Annotated in this window: 10 protein-coding genes; 5 read left to right on the top strand and 5 right to left on the bottom strand. The window is 70.1% G+C overall.

All coding sequences use genetic code 11. The annotated features are described in order from the left end of the window. Positions 1-394: 394 nt before the first annotated feature. Complete coding sequence (locus tag ABD743_RS39275; protein WP_344728948.1) at positions 395-2,350, top strand: multicopper oxidase family protein; 1,956 nt, start codon at positions 395-397, stop codon at positions 2,348-2,350. Positions 2,351-2,519: 169 nt separating this feature from the next. Further along, positions 2,520-2,717, top strand: a complete 198-nt coding sequence (locus ABD743_RS39270) for a hypothetical protein (RefSeq protein WP_344728946.1) — start codon at positions 2,520-2,522, stop codon at positions 2,715-2,717. Positions 2,718-2,759: 42 nt separating this feature from the next. On the opposite strand, the gene ABD743_RS39265 is transcribed toward ABD743_RS39270, so the two are convergent. Further along, positions 2,760-3,524, bottom strand: a complete 765-nt coding sequence (locus ABD743_RS39265; RefSeq protein WP_344728944.1) for a methyltransferase domain-containing protein — start codon at positions 3,522-3,524, stop codon at positions 2,760-2,762. On the opposite strand from ABD743_RS39265, the gene ABD743_RS39260 reads away from it, so the two are divergent. Continuing rightward, a complete protein-coding gene (locus ABD743_RS39260) occupies positions 3,523-3,972 on the top strand; it encodes a MerR family transcriptional regulator (protein WP_344729336.1) in 450 nt (149 codons plus the stop codon). The two genes, ABD743_RS39265 and ABD743_RS39260, sit on opposite strands and share 2 nt — an antisense overlap. Before the next feature lie 21 nt (positions 3,973-3,993). On the opposite strand, the gene ABD743_RS39255 is transcribed toward ABD743_RS39260, so the two are convergent. Next, the gene (locus tag ABD743_RS39255) at positions 3,994-5,040 is read right to left on the bottom strand and encodes a class I SAM-dependent methyltransferase (RefSeq protein ID WP_344728942.1); all 1,047 of its coding nucleotides are present in this window, start codon (positions 5,038-5,040) and stop codon (positions 3,994-3,996) included. 163 nt (positions 5,041-5,203) lie between these two features. On the opposite strand from ABD743_RS39255, the gene ABD743_RS39250 reads away from it, so the two are divergent. Beyond that, the gene (locus ABD743_RS39250) at positions 5,204-8,071 is read left to right on the top strand and encodes an AfsR/SARP family transcriptional regulator (protein ID WP_344728940.1); all 2,868 of its coding nucleotides are present in this window, start codon (positions 5,204-5,206) and stop codon (positions 8,069-8,071) included. Here the strand turns inward: ABD743_RS39250 and ABD743_RS39245 are convergent, their stop codons facing one another. Together ABD743_RS39245 and ABD743_RS39240 are read right to left on the bottom strand one after the other, a co-directional pair. Next, the gene (locus ABD743_RS39245; RefSeq protein ID WP_344728938.1) at positions 8,072-8,824 is read right to left on the bottom strand and encodes a PIG-L deacetylase family protein; all 753 of its coding nucleotides are present in this window, start codon (positions 8,822-8,824) and stop codon (positions 8,072-8,074) included. It lies immediately after the preceding gene. Further along, positions 8,821-10,014 (bottom strand): MFS transporter, encoded by a 1,194-nt coding sequence (locus ABD743_RS39240; RefSeq protein ID WP_344728936.1) that lies wholly within the window; start codon positions 10,012-10,014, stop codon positions 8,821-8,823. Before ABD743_RS39240 ends, ABD743_RS39245 begins: the two co-directional genes overlap by 4 nt. Positions 10,015-10,189: 175 nt before the next feature. Here ABD743_RS39240 and ABD743_RS39235 point away from each other — a divergent pair, with 175 nt between their 5' ends. Continuing rightward, positions 10,190-10,897, top strand: a complete 708-nt coding sequence (locus ABD743_RS39235) for an SDR family NAD(P)-dependent oxidoreductase (protein WP_344728934.1) — start codon at positions 10,190-10,192, stop codon at positions 10,895-10,897. A 284-nt stretch (positions 10,898-11,181) separates the two neighbouring features. Here ABD743_RS39235 and ABD743_RS39230 read toward each other — a convergent pair whose 3' ends face one another. Continuing rightward, complete coding sequence (locus ABD743_RS39230) at positions 11,182-12,993, bottom strand: ABC transporter ATP-binding protein (RefSeq protein WP_344728932.1); 1,812 nt, start codon at positions 12,991-12,993, stop codon at positions 11,182-11,184. Between the last annotated feature and the right edge of the window lie 92 nt (positions 12,994-13,085).

Raw genomic sequence — 13,085 nt, 5'->3', positions numbered from 1 at the left:
GATGCTATCAGCATCATGATCTTCCCCGATTCAACCCACCACACCACTCTCGCCGTCAAAGTCCGTTTTTTCGGGCAGCCCCACTGTGACGCGCGGCATGTTCGACGGATGAACTCGAACGCGCTCGGACACGTGAACAACAGGGCACTTCCGGTACGTGACCTGTGCGCCCGACAGCCAAGCAAAGCGACGAAAACGGAGATTCCTCTTGATTCGGCGAACACCCCAGCAGTGCCACATTCCGAAGATACAGCTTCGGCCGTAGTGTCGCATCTAGCGCGATTCAATTCGTCGAAAACATTTTCCGGCTACAGCTACGGTAATCGCGTGCGGAGGTCCCCATACTGTGATTGAACACAGTCGACGTAGTTTCATCGGAATTGCCGGCACCTCGGTGGCAGCCGTTTACGGAGCAACACAGCTGCTGAGCGACGACGTCAGCAAGGCGTCGGCGGGCGAGGCATCGATCATCACCCCAGGTTCGGGGCCGCTGCGAACCGGGCCGTCCAGCCCGCAGGTCTCCAAGCTGACCCCGTTCATGGACCCTCTGCAGATACCCCCGACGCTGAAGCCCAGGACCGTCGGGACGAACGAGATCACCATCGTCGCAAAGAGGGTTCGGCTGCACTCCCAGTTGCCGCCGACGCCGATGTGGACGTACGAGGGTCATTACCCCGGCCCCACGATCGAAGTGCAGCGCGGCGAGAGAGTCCGTATCGCGTGGAGGAACGCACTCACCGGCACCAGCCCGGTGAAGGGCGTCTTCGTGCAGCCTTCAGGGCCGCCGCCCGGACTCGCGGCCACCAACTCGCCTGGTTCGGAGGGGGCCCCGGCGCGCCGTGAGCTCGCCGAGCTCACGCCATGGACCTCGGTGCATGTGCACGGCGGAAGCCAGCACGCTGTGTACGACGGTTTGCCCGACTCCGGGATCACGCCCGGGGATGTGCAGCTCAGCGAATACACGAACGAGAGCCCGGCCGCCCACCTCTTCTACCACGATCACGCCATGCCGATCACCGCCGTCAACGTGGCGGCCGGGCTGGTCGGCAACTACATCGTCCGTGATGCGGACGAGGACCGTCTCGGCCTGCCGAGCGGCACCTACGAGATCCCGCTGATGCTCTCGGACATCAATTTCGACACCGACTCCAAAGGCCTGATCAACGGTCAGATCCTGATCAAGCGCGTCCAGCTGAGCCCCGCGATGCATGGGGCCATCCCGGCTGCCGTCGGGACCACCGGGCCGTTCACCATGGTGAACGGTGTGGTCTGGCCGTACCTCCAGGTGGAGGCCCGGGCCTACCGCTTCCGGATGCTGAACGCCTCGCTCACGCGGGCGTACACGCTGGCCGTCCTCGACGAGAAGACCGGCAGGCCGGTCAGGCACGCCGTCCGCGTGATCGGCACCGACGGCGGGCTGCTGGGCACGGCTCGCACGCTCGACGAGATGCTGACGATCAACCCGGGGGAACGGGTCGACATCGTGATCGACTTCGCCGGATTCCCCAACAAGAAGCTCAGGCTCGTCAACACCGACCCCTCCGAGCCGGCCGGCACCCCGGCACCTGACGCAAATATCCCGTTCCCCGACGTCATGCAGTTCCGGGTCGGCGCCACCCGCGGGTCCGGCGCTGCCTACCGGCTACCGAAGAAGCTCAGCGACTTCAAGCGGATCACCGCCGCCGACGTGCCGAAAGATGCGGTTGAGCGCTTCGTGATGCTTGCGTTCGACGCGAGGGGCATGCCGATGATGTCGGAACTCGTGGACGCGGATCCACACGCAGAAACCGGCGCCGGGATCGTCCGGATCGCACTGCCCGGCGGTACGAGAACCTTGCGCGTCACGGCCCAGAGTTTCGAGGAGACCACCCACTTCTACGGGGCGTCGGGAAGCTGGGAGAAGTGGAACTTCCTCAATGTTGATCCGGCAAATCGGCAGATCGTGCACCCGATGCACATCCACGTGATGAACTTCCAGGTGATCGAACGCCGGGCCCTCGACCCCAGCGGGCTGGACATCAAGCTCGGTGGCACCACCAAGCCGATCGAACTGGGGGCGGCCCGGCGGATCGCCGCCTCGGAGTCGGGCTGGAAGGACGTCGTCGGCGTGCCATTGAACGAGATGGTCACGGTCGCCGGTCGATTCGACCAGAAGACCGGCCGCTACGTGTACCACTGCCACATCCTCGACCATGAGGACGAGGGCATGATGAGGCCGCTGGTCCTCATGCCACCGGCAGTTCTGACCGTCCAGAACATGATGATGAAGATGATGAACGGCGGACCCGGCGAGCCACCCGCCGAAGAGGGCATGGGGTCCATGCCCATGAACGGCAAGGGTTCGGGATAGCGTCGTCGACGCGATGTCCCAGGCACCTCATGCGAGGCAAACCCCACCTGTTCCGGGGGGTTGAGGCCCCCGACCGTGGGGCTCGCCCCATCGCCGCGGCGAGCGGGAGCGGGCATGTTGACGTCAGGCGCCACCGCGGGCGCGGGGACTCGGGAGAGGGAACGGGACAATGGGTGATCGCATTCAGTTCATCGCATCGGTGGCCGATTCGATCGGCTATTCGGGCCTGTTGATCGCGATCGTGGTGGGTGGACTCGTCGCCGCTGCTGTCGTCTCCGCACTGACCGGCGAGCTCTACGCCTCGGATCTGAGGCGCGCAGCGGTGGAGCGCTCTGCTCGATCGCTACCACCGGCCGCTCACCGGTGATCGACGAGGTCGGTGGCTCCCGGTCGCCGGCTCGCCACCGTGTCAGCGACGCGTTCCTGCCGCCACGAACAGCGGGACCGCGAGTAAGAATCTGCCGCTTCGGGCTCGCTCGGTCTGCTCGCCGACCCAGCCTTCCACCTCTGCGCGGGTGAGGACTCCCCCGGCGACCGCGGCGTCGGCCAGTCCGGAGACCAGGGTCAACATGCGGGAGTCGGTGAAGATCCCCGTGTGCACCTCGACGCTGACGTCGGCGAACTCGTGGTCGAGCAACAGGGTTCGGTACGCCCGCGCCACCCGCGGACTCGCAACGGTGTCGGCGCGCGCCGCCACCAGGAGGCGGGTCAGTTCCGGCTGGTCCGAGTCGATGACGAGCGTGTCCCAGTCCTGGCCGGCGAGCACTATCCGGCCACCGGGTGCGAGAACTCGACGGGCCTCCAGAAGTGCACGTCCGGGGTCGTCGAGGGCGTGGTAGAGCTTGTCGGCCCGGTATCCCTGGGCTTCAGCGTCAGCGAGCGGCAGGTGGTAGGCGTCAGCGAGCTGAAAGGGCGACTCCGGCCACCGCTCGCGAGCTACCGCGAGCGTCGTGTCGTCGATGTCGACGCCCACGGCGCGCACGCCTCGCTGGTGCATCTCGGCGACCGCGCGTCCCGTGCCGCATCCGACGTCGACGACGCATTCCCCGGGCGCCGACGCGAGCAACTGGTAGGTCCGTTCTCTGACCTCGGACGCGCCGGGAAGGTCGTCGACGACGTCGAGGACCGCGATGAGGCTCCGGATCGAGGTGCTGGCTGGAGTGCTGGTGGACATGCCGATCAGCGTGCTTCTTAATGTCGACATGAAGTCAAGCGTCACCGGCGGGATGAGCATCGGCGAGGTCGCAGGGCGCTTCGGGTTGGCCACCCACGTCCTGCGGCACTGGGAGTCGATGGGTCTGCTGGAACCGGCACGGGCCGCGGGCGACCGGCGGCGCTACCGCGACACCGATCTCTATCGGATCGCGGTGATCCTTCGTGCGAAGGAGGCGGGCATGGAACTCACGGAGATCCACGAGATGCTCACCGCACGGGATCCTGCGCAGCGGCGGGCGATCCTGGACCGCCGTCGAACGGATCTTGTGCGCCGGATCGCCACCCTCCAGACGTCACTCGATCTCGTCGACGGCGCCCTCCAGTGCGACCACGAGGACTTCACGGAGTGCGAGCGGTTCCAGCAGCTCGTCGCCGAACGCATCACCATGGACCTGCGCACCGTGTGATCGCGCGCAGGGCCGGACGTCCTACGGCCGGACCTCGTAGACCAGGTTGAACGGGGTCTGCGCGGCGCGCCGGAACCGGGTGAAACCGGCGTCGGTGATCACCTGACGAACGGCACTCTCGCCGGCCTGCGCACCGAGTGCATACCCGCCTGGTTGGGAGAGCCCGTTGGGCACGCAGAGGAACGTGGAGGCGCTGTAGTACAGCCGCCCGACCGGGTTGAGGTTGTCCTCCACCGCGTCGGCCGCGTACGGCTCGACCAGCAACCAGGTGCCGTCCGGCGCCAGCGCCTGCCGCACCCGGCGGGCGGCGCCGAGAGGGTCGCCCATGTCGTGCAGGCAGTCGAACATCGTCACCAGGTCGTAGTTCTCTCCGGTGAAGGTCTGCGCGGTGGTCACTTCGAAGGTGACCCGGTCGGCGACTCCGGCCTCGGCGGCCCGCTTGCGGGCCAGCTCGATCGACCCGGCGTGGTAGTCCGAGCCGACGACAGTGGTGTGCGGGTAGGCCTGCGCAAGGAGCACCGACGTGGAGCCGAGCCCACAGCCGAGATCTGCCACCCGGGCGCCGGTCGTCAGCTTCGCGTCGACCCCCTCCAGCGCCGGGATCCAGCTCGGGATCAGCGCGGCGACGTATCCGGGCCGGAAGAACGCGTCACAGCCGACGGCGACGTCTTCGTGGTGCTCATGCCAGCCGACGCCGGCGCCCGTGCGGAACGCCTCCGTGATCCGCGGTTCGGCGCGGAGCATGCCGAGCGAGATGAGGAATGCGGCCGGCACGTTGGGGCCGTTCGGGTCGGCCAGGCAGAACGCCTGCTCGTCGCTGAGCGAGAACTCACCGGTCACCGGGTCGTAGCCGACGTACCCGCCTGCGGCCTGGCCGCGCAGCCACTCCGTGAGATAGCGCTGGTGGCACCCGGTCCGCTCGGCGAACCGTTCGGGCGTCGCCGGGCCCTGTGCGAGCGCCCGGTAGAGACCGAGCCGGTGACCGATGACCACCGAGCCTGCGGCGTCGGTCGCCGCAAGGTCGGTCACGAACCGCCCGAGGAACTCCGTCACCTTCTCCTGATCCATCTCCCGTCTCCTTCCTGGTCCGGCCGACGTGTCGCCGGTCGGTGGCAAGGGTCGGCGACGGGACTGTCGCGGCTCTGACACGCGCTATCGTCAGGCTGACAGCACGACGAACGGCCGCTCGCACCGTCGTTGCCGGGCCGCCCGGCCACCCGGGGGTGGACCGATGGGAGCTGTGGACGCACCACCGCCGGTGCGCGTCGATGTGCTCGGCCCGCTGCGACTGGTCGTCGGCGGTGCCGCGGTCGACGTGCCCGGACCGAAGCGGCGTGCGGTGCTCGCGCTGCTGGCGCTCGCCGAGGGCCGCACTGTGACGATCGACCACCTGGTGGACGCGCTGTGGCCGTCCGAGGTGCCGGAGTCCGGGCGCCAGGCACTGCACACCCACATCTCCCGGCTACGCGCACACCTCGGACCGGCGGCGGCCCGATTGCAGACCCGGCAGGACGGCTACCGGCTGGACCTCGTGGCCGGCGACCTCGACGTGGCCCACGCGCGGTCGCTGTTGGAGAGGGCGCGCACCGTCGCCTGTCACGACGCCGCCGGCGCGTGTGCCCTGTTGCGGGAGGCGTACGCGCTGTGGCGAGGCCCGGTTCTCGCCGACCTCACCGACATCGCGCCGATCGCCACGGCCGTCGAGGGGTGCGTCCAGCTGCACCGGGAAGTGACGGACGCACTGCTCGCCTGCGCGATCGACGCGGGACAGGCCGACGGGATTCTCGCCCTGGCCGCGACCGCCCATGCCGACGACCCGCTGCGCGAACCCGCCGTCCTGCTGCTGATGCGCGCGCTGGCGACGACGGGGCAGGCACCGGAGGCGCTGCGCACCGGACGCGAGTACCGGCATCGACTGGCCGAGGAGACCGGCCTCGACCCGTCACCGGCGCTGGGCGAGCTCGAGCGCGACATCGCGGCCGGCGTCGCAGGTCCGGCGCGTATGCCGATCCGGCGAAGCGATGCTCCGGTGCCCGCCCGGCCGGCGAGCCGGCTGATCGGGCGCGATGTCGAGGTCGCGGACCTGCACCGGTTGCTCACGGCCGAACGGCTGGTCACGCTCGTCGGGCCCGGCGGGGTGGGCAAGACCCGTGTCGCGGACGAGGTCGCGCGCCGGTATGAGGCGGCAACCATCTTGCTGCTCGCACCGGTCACCGACCCCGCCGCCATCCCGCACGCGCTGGCGGCAGCCCTGAACCTGACCGTCGTCCAGGGCGACGTCCTCGCAGCCTGCGTCGCCGTCCTGAGCGACCGCCCCGGTCCGCTGGTGATCGACAACTGCGAGCACCTGCTCGACGCCGTCCGCGACACCGTCGAGGTCGTCCTGGCCGGCTGCCCCGACCTGTCCGTACTGACCACCAGCCGGGAGCGGCTGGGGCTGCCCGCCGAGTACGCCTTCCGGCTGGCACCGCTCCCGCTGCCCGGCCCCGACGGGGATCTTCCGCAGGTCCCATCGGTGGCGGTCTTCCTCGACCGGGCCGGCCGGGTCCGTCCCGGTCCCCCGCCGACACCGGCCGAGCTGCAGACGGTCGCCGACATCGTCCGGCGCCTCGACGGGATGCCGCTAGCCATCGAGCTCGCCGCCGGGCGGTTGTCCACCTTCTCCCTCGCCGATCTGCACCATCGGCTCGACCGCTCGCTCGACCTGCTGGGCGGCGGCCGGACCAGCGCGGACGCGCGGCATCGGACGCTGCGCGCCACCATCGACTGGTCCTACCACCTCCTGACGGAGGACGAACGCCGCCTTTTCCGTCACCTGGCCGTTTTCGTCGACGGCGTCGATGTGGACGCCGCCGAGCGGCTCGCCGCGGAACTGGATGTGCACGATGACCCGGGAAGCGCCCTGGCCCGTCTCGTGGACACCTCGATGATCGAGGCCGACGTCGCGGGGCGCACCCGGTACCGGATGCTGGAGACGCTGCGCGCATTCGGCCTCGACCGGCTGGCAGCGGCAGGCGAGGACGAGACGGCGGCGTCGGGCCTGATCCGGTGGGCGGTCGAGCTGACCGCCTGGATTCGCGCCACCATGACCACCGAGCGCGAACCCGAGGCCGACGCCGCCTTGCGCCGCGAGCTCCCGAACCTGCGAGCCGCGTGGCGGCTGGTGCGCGACCGGGGATCTCTCGACGACGCCGCGGCGCTGGTCACGGCGCTGTTCGATGCGGTCACCTACCGCGATCTCGTGGAGATCCGGGGTTGGGCCGAGGAATTGGCCGAGGACCCCGCACTCGCCACCCACCCCTGCGCCGCCGCCGTACTCGGCACGGCGGCGGAAGCCGCCTACCACCGGGGTGACTACCCGCGAGCCGAGCGGCTGGCCCGCGCCGGACTCGAGCGGGCAACCGAGGACTCCGACACGTGGTACTGCCTGCTGCCGCTGTCGGTGGCCGCGCTGGCCCGAGGGGCGTACGGCGAGGTCATCGAGCACTCCCTCGCCGCGGCCGCGCTGGCGACAGCACCCCGCGAGAGCTTCGGAATCGCCGCGCTGGCAGCGGCCTATGCCGGTGATCCCGACCGGGCACGGGCGCTGAACGACCAGGGACTCGACGGCGCGGTCTCACCCTCGATGCTCGCGTGGGGTGCGTACGTGGTCGGGGAGATCGAGAGCTCCTCGGGGCGACGCGAAACGGCGGAGCAGCATTACGTGCGCGCCATCGACCTGGCCCGCACCTCGGGCGCGACGTTCCTCGTCGGCGTGGCGACCGTGGGGCTGCTGACGGTGCGCGCCGACGCCGGCCGCGTCGACGACGCACTCCGCGGCTACCGGGACGTGATCGGCTACTTCGCCCGCACCAGCAACTGGACCCACCTCTGGACCACCCTGCGCAACCTCGCCGACCTGCTGCGCCGGCTCGGCGACGACGGCCCGGCCACCGTCATCGCCACGGCGGCCGACAACGCCCCCGACGCCCCCGCTGTCGATCACGCCCACGCCCCCGAACCACCCCCTACCTTCGTCCCGGGCACCCCGATGCCCAGCCGCGCGGACGTCCTCCAGGTGGCCCGGCAGGCCATCGAACGGAACCTGAAGCGATCGTGATCACCCGGCAGCCAGTGTCGTCAGGGCCGGGCACGCCGCCGCTTCGGCGAACGACTCATCGCCGACCCAGGCGGTGTAGCGGTCGATGCCCATCGCGGCGATGAGCCCAGCCGTCTGAGTCGTCTGCGCCGCCAAGGCCCGGACCTTGCGGGTGACCATGTCCCGGTCCAGCTCCAGGTCCACCGTCAGCCGGTCCGTGGGCGTGGTGATCGGGTGGCCGGGGAGATAGACGCCGAGGCTCTCGTCGAGCTCCTGCCACCGCGGCACCCGTCGCTCCGCGACCGCGGAGTAGAGCAGGCGCGCTCCTGGTGCGGCGGCGCGCTCGAACGCCGTGGTCGTCCACGCGGAGACGGTCTGGTGGTCCGGGTGACCGGTGATGCCGTCCGGCCCGAAGGTCAGCACGGTGTCCGGGCGAACCCGGTCGATCAGACCGCACAGCTGATCGATCGCATCCGACGCACCGGCCCGCGCGCACTCGCCGTCGCCGTACCCGAGCCAGTGGTGCTCGGCGACCCCGAGAATCTTCAGGCAGCGCGCCAGCTCGCCGGTGCGCTCGGCGGCCAGTCGCTGCGGCGGCCAGGCCAGCGGGTCGGGCGTGCCGAGCTCGCCGCGGGTGGCGGTCACGCACACCACCCGCGACCCGTTGTCACGAGCCAGCGCCATCAGGCCGCCGGACAAGTACGCCTCGTCGTCGGGGTGGGCCCATATCCCGAGGATGGTGCCCAATGTCGCGACGGCCGCGGAATCGATCATGACCGAACCTCCCGAGTGTGGGTTGCATGCAGAATCAGCGCCGCGGCACAGCAAGCCGAGGCGAGTAGCCACAGCCGGCCGGCCCCGCCGGCGTCGACGACGAGACCGCCGAAAAGCGCGCCGGTCGCGAACCCGAAGTGGGTGGCCGAGCTGTTCAGCGCCAGTACGAGCGGCGGCCGGCCCACATCGAGTCCGATCAGCCGGTGCTGCTGGGCGGGAACGAATCCGAAGGCTGCGATCCCCCATCCGACAACGAGGGTCAGCGCACCGGCCACCGTCGTCGCGACGACCGGGAGCACGGCGAAACACGCCGTCAGAACGGTCACCGCCAGCAGAACAACCGGGCGACTGCCGAGCCGGTCGGCCGCGGCCCCACCCGACCAGGTGCCGACCAGGCCTCCGAGGCCGAACGCCCCGATGAACAGTCCGAGCCCTACCGATCCGGCCGCGCTGCCGAGCAGAACGGCCAGGTAGGTGTACATGCTGTTCGACGCGGCCATCACCAGGAACGTCACGGCCAGTGTTGCGGCGACGATCGGGGAACGCATCGGGCGCAGTCGCTCCCGCACTGTCGAGGCGATCAGCGGACCGGACCCGACGCCGCTGCCCAGCAGGCCGAGCACGGTGACCGCCGCGAGCACCGCGACCAGCGTGAACGCCGCGCGCCACGAGAGCAGCGCCGCCAGCAGCACGCCGAGCGGAGCGCCCAGCACCATCGCGATCGACGCGCCACCCAGGATCACGCCCAGGGCACGGCCTCGGTGGCTCGCCGGCACGGCGGCGACGGCCGCCGCGCCGGCGACCGGCACGTATACGGACGCGGCGAGCGCACTCAGCACCCGGGCGACGAACAGCACCCCGAGCGTCGGCGCCACCGCCGACATCACGTTGAACAGCCCGAAGAGCACCACAGAGCCGATCAGCGTCCGCCGCAGTGGCCTCGTCCCGAACAGTGCGCCGAGCAGCGGCGCACCGGTTGCGTACGCCAGCGCGAACACCGTCACCGTCAATCCGGCGGCGCCGACCGTGACGCCGAGATCATCGGCCAGGCCGGCAAGAACCCCGGCGACAACGAACATGTCGGTGCCGATCGCGAACGTGCCGATCCCGAGCACGGCGACCGTGGTCCACCTGCCCCGGTCCCTGACCGGTGCACCGGGTGGCCCGTCCGCCACCGCTCTCGCGATCACGTGCATCTCGTCCTCCGGCCTCGTCGTCCGGCCGATACTCGGAGCACGTCCTTGCAGCGCACTGTCGTCGCGCTGACACGGCCGTCGCGGCCCGGGACAGCGCCGTCGACGGGACCGGCGAACCGGTCATGGATCGTGATGGACGGCAAAGCGTCGAGCGCGGGAGCCTGTGCACGTGATCACCGAGCCCCGAATCGTCGTGGTGACCGGCGCGAATCGCGGGATCGGACGCGAGGTCGCCCGGCAATGCGCATCCCGCGGCAACACCGTTCTGCTCGGCGCCCGCGACCTCGCGGCCGGCGAGCGGGCGGCGCGCGAGTTGCAACCGAGCGTCCGCGGCCGCATCAGAGGCGTGCGGCTCGACGTCACCGATACGGCCGCACTCGCCGCGCTCGCCGCCGATGTGGACGTCACGGAGGGCCGCGTGGACGTCCTGGTGAACAACGCTGCCGTCCACTACGACACCTGGCAGTCGGCCGTGGACGTCGATCTCGCCGTCGTGCGCGAGGCGATCGAGACCAATGTGCTCGGCTCGTGGCAGGCCACCCTCGCGTTCCTGCCGCTGCTGCGTCGCAGCGCCCATCCGCGGGTCGTGATGGTCAGCAGCGAGGCCGGCTCGCTCGCATCGATGGGTGCCGGACCTCCGGCCTATCAGGTCAGCAAGGCCGCCCTCAACGCGTTGACGCGCACCCTGGCCGGCAACCTGCGCCGCGATCGCGTGCTGGTCAACGCCGTCTGTCCGGGGTGGGTGGCAACCGACATGGGCGGTCCGGGTGGGCGGGACGTCGCTGACGGGGCGGCGAGCGTCATGCACGCCGTCGACCTGCCCGACGACGGGCCGACCGGCACCTTCACCCGAGACGGCCGTCCTGTGCCGTGGTGACGGTGGGCCGGCTCGGTCAGGGTGTGTGGCAGGGAGAGGAGAACGGCGGGATCAGCGACGCCGGGTGGCGCTCATCGTGCAGAGCACACCCACCACAGCCGCGAGAGCGGCGAGCAGCAACAGCGCGCCAGCCTGGTTCATCACGGTCCGACTCCTTCGACAGTCATCTGCCGTGGAGACTCCGCGCTGGTGCGGCTGGAGGTGCACTCCCTTGCTCGGCCTTAGCGGGGATGCGGCCGATCTTGGCGCGGCCTTGTCTCCGCACCTCGGCGCCGTCGTCATGATCAATCCGTGGTCCCGTTCCTCCTGGCCGGAGCGGACGGTTGCACTGCCTCCTCCTCCGCATCGAGATCGAAGGAACCGGGGGTCGGGCCGAGGTGCTGAACGACGCCGTCATGGATGTCGACGGTGCGGGTGGCGAGGCGGATGAGTGCGGGGCGGTGGGTCGTCATGATGACGGTGCGGCCGTGGACGAGTCGGGTGAGGGCTTCGACGACGAGTCGTTCGGCGTGGGAGTCGAAGCCGGCGGTGGGTTCGTCGAGGAGTACGACGGGGGCGTCGAGGAGCAGGGCGCGGGCGACGCCGACGCGTTGGCGTTGTCCGCCGGACAGCCCGGTGCCGCCGTCGCCGAGGCGGGTGTCGAGTCCGTCGGGAAGGTCGTCGGCGAAGTCGGACACGAGAGCGGTCTGCGCCGCCCGGGTGACTTCTTCCGGTGTGGCGTCGGGGCGGGCGTAGCGGATGTTCTCGGCGAGTGTTCCGGAGAACAGGAAGGTGTCTTGGAGGACGACGGCGATCTGGCGGTGGAGCCACGGGTTGGGCAGGTCGGCGGTGTCTCGGCCGTCGAGGTGGATCGTGCCTGATGTGGGCTGGTAGAGCCCGGCGATCAATGCGAGGACGGTGGATTTTCCTGCGCCGTTGGGTCCGAGCAGGGCGACGCGCTCGCCGGGGTGGATGGTGAGGTCGAGGTGGTGCAGGACGGGTCCGCGTCCGTAGTCGAGGACGACGTCCTCCAGGTCGATGCGTCCGTCAGCCCGGGCGGGCAGTCGCTGCGTTCCGTCCGTCGCCGGAGGTGTGCGGGCGAGCACCTCAGCCACCCGTTCCGCGGATGCCGCGCCCTGGGTGAAGGTCATCGAGAGTTTCGACAGCCCCCGCACGGGTTTGATCATGTCCCGCAGATAGCTGGTGACGACGACGAGCAGACCCACCGTCCACCAGCCGTCGAGCACTCCGAGGCCGCCGACCCAGAGCAGCACGGCCGTACCTACCGCGGTGATCGCCTCGAGCAGCGGCGTGAACCGCGCCCGCAGTTCGACGGCGCGCAGGCCGGCCCGCAGGGTGCCGTTGTTGTCCGCGGCGAAGCGGGTGTCGTGCAGGTCGTGGCTGCCGAAGGCGTGGATGGTGCGGATGCCCTGCAGCGACTCGGCGACGAACCCGGCGAGGCGCCCCTCGGCGGCGCGTTGTTGGCGGGCCGATTGGCGGGTCAGCCGGCTGTAGCGGGCTGAGCTGAGAAAGATGGCCGGGATGCATCCGACGGCGATCAAACCCAGTCGCCAGTCGACCGAGACCAACACTGCGCCGAACCCGACGATCGAGAGCACGCCCGGGAACAGGGTGGAGAACACAGCCGTCAGGCTGGTCTCGATCCTGTCGGTGTCCGTCGAGATCCGACTGGTGAGCTCTCCGACCGCATGCTGATCGTGATACGTCATCGGCAGCCGTTGCAGGTTTGCGAAGGCGTCCGTCCGGATGGCGGCAGTGATCTTCTCGCCTGCCCCGTTCATCACCCTGTCGCCGAGGTAGTCGAAGGCGCCTGACGCCAGCGTGACCACCAGCAGTGCCACAGCCGCGGCGACCAACAGGGAGCGTGTGGAACCACCGACGAACGAGGCGAGGAGCGCGGGCGGTCCATGAGGTCCGTTGGCGGCGAAGAGGCCGTCGACGACGAGCGCGAGCGGCCAGGGCTGGGCCAGGTCGGCGAGCAGTTCGCAGATCCGCAGCCCGACACCGAGCGAGAGCGCCCGCAGGTGCGGACGGCCGTAGGACCGGAACTGCCACAACTGCCGCAGCAGACCCCGGTCGGCCCCGTCGTGGATCATGCGCGCACCAGCCGGCGGGTGCGGGCGTCCTGGCTGAGTTCGTGGTTGCTGCGGTCGGGGTGGATGCCGTGGTGGGCCATGGCGGTGAGGAG

Source organism: Pseudonocardia yunnanensis (genome assembly GCF_039534065.1).
GTDB lineage: Bacteria > Actinomycetota > Actinomycetes > Mycobacteriales > Pseudonocardiaceae > Pseudonocardia > Pseudonocardia yunnanensis.
This window is presented reverse-complemented; position numbering and strand designations above follow the sequence as displayed.